This is a genomic window from Synechococcus sp. R6-7 (assembly GCF_047461695.1).
Lineage (GTDB): Bacteria > Cyanobacteriota > Cyanobacteriia > Thermostichales > Thermostichaceae > Thermostichus.
On record NZ_JANSHS010000533.1, the window covers coordinates 1 to 802 of the forward strand.

The 802-nt window shown below is 58.0% G+C and carries 1 protein-coding gene; it reads left to right on the plus strand.

Annotated elements, in window-relative coordinates; genetic code table 11:
- Positions 1 to 109 precede the first annotated feature (109 nt).
- Positions 110 to 802 (plus strand): alpha/beta fold hydrolase (locus NW815_RS13825; protein ID WP_414416139.1); only part of this gene is annotated, 693 nt, incomplete at its 3' end.

Here is an 802-nt window from a genome sequence, read left to right on the forward strand (position 1 = left end):
TCAGCAGTGTTCAGCGTAAATGTATCAGACAAAGGCATTCCGAAGCTATGATGAACAGGGATGGCTCTGAGTTTCTACCTACATCTTTAACTGGGTCTGTTTTCAGGCTGTGCTGACTGCTTCTTCTGCCGGTTCTGCGGTTGATGCCATTGCTCCTTTTGCTCCCCAAGTCTGGAGCTGGCGCGGACATGCCATTCGCTATGTGGTGCAGGGATCCGGATCCCCGCTGGTTTTGGTGCATGGATTCGGGGCTTCCATCGGCCATTGGCGGCACAACATCCCCGTGCTGGCTGCGGCAGGATACCGGGTCTATGCCCTGGATTTGCTCGGGTTTGGCGGCTCGGCCAAGCCTGCCCTCCCCTACACCTTGGATCTCTGGGCGGAGTTGCTGGTGGATTTTTGGCAGCAGCACATTCAGCAGCCTGCTGTGTTTATCGGCAATTCCATTGGTGCCTTGCTCAGCTTGATGATGGCTGCCCGGCATCCCCAGTTAACGGCAGGAGCAGTGTTGCTCAACTGCGCCGGGGGGTTGAACCATCGCTCCCATGAGCTCAGCCCGATTTTCCGCCTTTTCATGAGTGTTTTCACCGCTCTGGCGGCTTCTCCGGTGACGGGGCCGTTTTTGTTCGATCGGGTGCGGCAGCGGCAGCGTATTCGCGCAACTCTGGAGCAGGTGTACCGCAACCCCGCCGCCATTACGGATGAGCTGGTGGAGATTCTCTATGCCCCTTCCTGTGATGTGGGCGCTCAGCAGGTGTTTGCCTCGATTCTCACCGCTCCCCCTGGCCCAACTCCTGAAGCC